Genomic DNA, 4,221 nt, shown 5'->3' with positions numbered 1-4,221 from the left:
TTACTCCCCCACCTACTGGTTCCGCGTCATGCGGGCGCAACAACTGCTCCAGATCTGGCGTGACGACCCAGCCGGATTCCGCGCCCTCGCCGAGGAGTACCGCGGCCAGTTCGGTAACGCGCTTCGCGCTCCTCACCGCCTGTCCGTCTGGCTCAAGGGCGGCGCCGTGGTCCACCACACCGTGCAGGACGGCGACGTGGGCGACCGCCTCGTCATCGCCCCTGACAACCCTGAATACCTCGGCTACACGCTGCGCGTTGAGTCCCCCGCGGCGGCTGTGCATACGGAAGCCTATCTCCGCGCGTCACCGGCCGCCCTCGGCGCCCTTGCCTATATTGCCTTCGAAACGCGCCGCATGCTGCAGTGTCTCGATCCGGGCGGGAAGTTTCGTCCGCTGGAAGTGGTTTCACTGGTAAAGCCCATCGAAGAGCACGACCGACTCGGCGGTGCCAAAGATCCCGAGTTCCTGGCTCACGCGACCGGCGAAGTGTTCGATATCGACGCCTCCCCCCTCTCCAGTACAGAGCGGGAGGCCCTCGACTTCGTGCTCGACGACTTGGGCTGGAACGGTTACCTGGGCTTCGTCCGGGAAGCGCCCGGCAGCAACCGAATCCACATCGGCCCGTCACCCGCCAGCCGCGAGTTCTTTACGCGCGTCTTCGAGGAAGCTTCCGGCGGCTCCCAACCGCCCCTCTCCGCCACCGCGCCGGGCTCCCTTTCGCCCGCGAGTACCTCCCAGCGCGACTGACGTCCCAAGCTAGTTTTTTGTCAGCTAATTACATGCGGCAGATCGGGATCTGCCCGGGGTTCCCCCTGGGCCGGGAGGAGCTATCCGCAATCTGAAAGCGTCGAACCCACTTGGGCGCGGTTGTCCTGAGACTTCACAGCTAGCCCACCTTCCCAGCGATACCCTTCAACCGGGACTTAAGGCGCCGGAACTGATCCTTACTCATTCCGGCTGCATTCTCTGACTCCACATTGGTTTGGCCGTGAACGTAGAAGTTTATCAGCGCAGAACGCTGTTTCTCATTCAAGTCCATTAAGCATCGGGGGAGTGCGGCATGGGGTTTCTTGCGTCGCCGTTTCGCCCCTTGCGCAGCTTGCGTAGTGACGTGACGCGCCGCAATTGCCACAATGCGCGACGGCCACGCATCAACTGATCGCCGTCTTGCTTCACGCAAGTCCAGGAGAATCGCTTTGGCGAGATCGTCGTCGTGCCTGTGTAGATGGTGATAGATGTAGGCCCGTATGCCTGGGAGTGAGACAAGACGATCAACATCGCCGGATGCGTCCGTACTGGCCGCAACCCCGTCCCTATCCCTCACCTTCGCGAACCGCGAGGCACTGGGTGAATCGGAACTGAACATCAACTGGGAAGTCCTTCACGCGCGCGCGGAGCCGCCTGAAATATCGGACCGAATTACAACGTAACTTCGGTAGAAGATGCGAAATGCATTCGCATTTTATAAAGCAAGGCTCTCATACTCCCCGGAGGTACTGCAACCGCTCGATTCTCCACTAGTACTAGCGGTACTCTTCTTGGAAGCGGCCGGATTCCCCTTGCCCCAACCCCGTCCGGCACAGGGTCTGTCTTCCCACGGCGGCTGGCCGCAAGAGCAACCGGGTCATGCGCAGGATGCGAGCAAGGCGGTATTGCTGACCGGCGTTTGCAGGCGCCGCTTTGGTGTGGCGGCCCGGCGCTGAACCTTGTCAGCGAGGCGCGCCTTGGCGCGTGACTTCAACAGCCGGAACTGCGTGTCGGTCAGTCCCATCTCCGCGCAAATTTCCTCTTTGGTTTCGTTCCTCAGATAAAACCTCGACAATATTTCGCGGTCGCGCGCAGAAAGTTTCCGCAAAATTGCCATCAGCATCTCAACACCCTGGCGGCGGATCAGATCCTGCTCGATACTGCCCGTTTTGTCAGGAACCGTCGTAAGAAACTCTCCGCTGCTGCGAACGCGAACGGCTTCCCTGATGTATGCGGCGACTTTGCGGCGGAGCACCGTCCGGATATAACCCATCAGGTACTCAGGTTGCCGGATGCCGCCACGCTGAATGGCCCGCACAACAGTTACATATGCGTCCCCTAATAGATCATCAACGTTCGCGAAGCCGACTTCTCGACCGAAGTACCAGCGGGCATTCGTCATCAGTGCGTGGAGCGCCTGCAACCCCTCGGGATCGCCCCTTTCTACTTTCAAGGCGAGAGCAGCGAACGGAGAGCACTGCGAGTCGCTTCCAGCATCGTTGGCACCGGGTATCATAAACCTTCTTGCTCTGTGGAAACAGGTTCGAGAAGATCTATTTTATAGAGCCGCCGGAATAAGAAAATAGCAGGCATTTCAAGAAAAGAATATCGTAAAATGCATTCGCGGGAAACTGGAGTGGACGGTGTGCGAGGAGTAGTACTTCTGGTACTGTGTTTGTCCGCCTTTGCTTTACGCGGGGCGTCGATCAGCTACTTCTCCTTCTCAAGCCGCCTCAGTGCATCCATAAGCTGCCGAGTTCTAACGACTTCCCCAGCGCACCGTGGGCAAACGAGGTAGTGTTCTTCAAAAATCCGGACTTCCTCCGGTGAAAGCTGATTCCGGCAATAGTCGTCCACAATCTCGCCGGGATCGGAGGGGCATCGGTCGGGGGAGAGTTGATAGTTCGCCATGTTCTTAATTCAAAGAAACATTTCGACAAATTTTAACTGAAACTTCTGTTCCGAATTCAGAACGAGTTTGGTTCTTTTCGGTCCGTTGCGTCGGTTGCGCTTTTCTTGCAACAAAAGCATGTTGTCGGTCCTGCGTTCCGTTTCCGGAACAGAATCAGGCAATTGGTCGGGGGGTAGGACCGGATCCATCATCTCATCAGAACCCAGACATGCGCAAGACAAGGCAGGTGCTGTCACATTAACAGCCGCGGCTGTGCCGGGAGCGATGCCGCATCGTGGCGCCCCACCCCTGCCAAAGGCGTGCGTCGGGTGTTCTCGATGCCGAACATTTTAGAGAGACGCTGAACACTATCGCCGTACTTGTACAAACGATGGCTTCTTTGATAACGCCGCGCACCGTCACCGCGACTCGGTTCCTGCGCAAGTTGCGTGGTGCCAGCCAAGCGCATCTTCTGCAAGCAGACGATGGCTCGTGCTATGTCACGAAATTCCAACAGAACCCACAGGGGCGGCGCGTCCTGATAAACGAACTGCTTTCGTGGCTTATCTTGGAACAGCTCGGCATTGCCTCGCCCGAGGCTGTGTTCGTCAATCTGACAGAGGACTTCCTGTGCGCCCAATCTGATGTGTATATCACTCTCCATCGTGGCCGATCCGCGGTTTATCCGGGGCGTCACTTCGGCTCTGCATTCCCTGTAAATCCGTCCAGCGATCCCGTCTACGATTTCCTGCCGGATGCACTGCTTCACAAGGTTCATAACATATGCGAGATTCTGGGCGCTCTGGTATTCGATATGTGGGTGTCGAATAGTGACGGTCGCCAAGTCGTGTTCTTCAGAAGCGAGGCACTGTGGGGTGCGTCAGCGTCCGAGGTCAGTGGGTATTTATGCCGTCTGATTGACAACGGGTATGCGTTTCACGGTAACGAATGGGCATTCCACGACTGCCCAGGTGGGCTGTTTCCCCGGCGCGCGGTCTACAGGTCGGTCGAGTCAATCAAAGATTTCGAGCCGTGGCTCGATCTGGCGATGAGCCTACCCGAAGACCCCCTTTGGCACGCTCTGGATCAAGTCCCACAGGAGTGGTTGAGGGAGGGAGAACCGGAACAACTTCAGCACCTAATATCCAGGCTGATCCGGCGCCAGTCAAGATTATCCGAATTGCTGGTTAGCGTCCGTGCTTGGCTGCCCGACGTGTTCCCAAAATGGACCGAGAAGACTGCGGTCGCCGTAGGATGATCCAGAGGCGTCGGCAAGCGGACTGCTTTACTGGAACCACGATCCGTGCCAGTTCCTCTCGACGTAGAGGCGTCAATCGGGCATTCTGATGGATGTCCACTCGTACCCCCTTGAACTGCTAAATTCGCCCTAACTTCAGCATCCAAGGTTCAGATCGAGTGGACAACCTCCGAGATTTCAGAGCTAGATCAGAGCGCGGCGGTCCGTTCCGCCGCGCTTCGTCCCATCCGGATGCAGTCCGGAATTCCAATGCCCTGGTAGGCATTGCCCGCCAGCGCCATGCCTGGAAAGCGGCTCATCCGCGACTCCAGTTCCGCCATCCGG

4 protein-coding genes are annotated in these 4,221 nt (G+C 58.0%); 2 read left to right on the top strand and 2 right to left on the bottom strand.

Annotation, left to right across the window (positions count from 1 at the left end):
- On the top strand, positions 1-748 hold a 748-nt coding region (locus VN622_18465; GenBank protein ID HWR37850.1), incomplete at its 5' end, for a hypothetical protein.
- 291 nt (positions 749-1,039) lie between these two features.
- Here VN622_18465 and VN622_18460 read toward each other — a convergent pair.
- On the bottom strand, positions 1,040-1,279 hold the full coding sequence (locus VN622_18460) for a hypothetical protein (GenBank protein HWR37849.1): 240 nt from the start codon (positions 1,277-1,279) through the stop codon (positions 1,040-1,042).
- Positions 1,280-1,625: 346 nt separating this feature from the next.
- A complete protein-coding gene (locus VN622_18455) occupies positions 1,626-2,264 on the bottom strand; it encodes a sigma-70 family RNA polymerase sigma factor (GenBank protein ID HWR37848.1) in 639 nt (212 codons plus the stop codon).
- A 670-nt stretch (positions 2,265-2,934) separates the two neighbouring features.
- On the opposite strand from VN622_18455, the gene VN622_18450 reads away from it, so the two are divergent.
- The gene (locus VN622_18450; GenBank protein HWR37847.1) at positions 2,935-3,897 is read left to right on the top strand and encodes a HipA family kinase; all 963 of its coding nucleotides are present in this window, start codon (positions 2,935-2,937) and stop codon (positions 3,895-3,897) included.
- Positions 3,898-4,221 lie beyond the last annotated feature (324 nt).

The organism is Clostridia bacterium (assembly GCA_035561135.1).
Lineage (GTDB): Bacteria > Acidobacteriota > Terriglobia > Terriglobales > Acidobacteriaceae > DATMYA01.
This window is presented reverse-complemented; position numbering and strand designations above follow the sequence as displayed.

What these genes read in the sequence shown, in the direction of transcription:
- VN622_18460 (HWR37849.1), bottom strand. Translation starts at nt 1,279, where the DNA reads ATGTTGATCGTCTTGTCTCACTCCCAGGCATACGGGCCTACATCTATC.
- VN622_18455 (HWR37848.1), bottom strand. Translation starts at nt 2,264, where the DNA reads ATGATACCCGGTGCCAACGATGCTGGAAGCGACTCGCAGTGCTCTCCG.